Source organism: Bacillus cereus group sp. Bce019 (assembly GCF_051781745.1).
Classification (GTDB): Bacteria; Bacillota; Bacilli; order Bacillales; family Bacillaceae_G; genus Bacillus_A; species Bacillus_A cereus.
Window position 1 is genome coordinate 1 of sequence record NZ_JBPWJX010000254.1, and the last position, 252, is coordinate 252.

The following is a 252-nucleotide window of genomic DNA, read 5'->3' on the forward strand; positions in this document are numbered from 1 at the left end:
TCGTATTGAAGAAGCCATTCAAGGGGTAACCCTTGATATTTCCGCCGTTTCTGAAAACCCGGTTTCGCTGGTGATTGAGCGCGATGAAGCATCACTAAAAGAGACAATCAACGAATTCGTTAGCACTTACAACGAAGTGCGCTCCACGATTGATCGCATGACAGCGTTCAATGGAGAAGGCGCAACTTCAGGAGAGTTGCTGGGCGATCGCACTGTTCGCACTGTGGAGAACCGCATCCGTCGCGATATTAC

1 protein-coding gene is annotated in these 252 nt (G+C 49.6%); it reads left to right on the top strand.

The annotated features are described in order from the left end of the window. The coding region (gene fliD, locus ACS2QP_RS28230; RefSeq protein WP_438883135.1) for a flagellar filament capping protein FliD at positions 1-252 on the top strand (252 nt) is incomplete at both ends.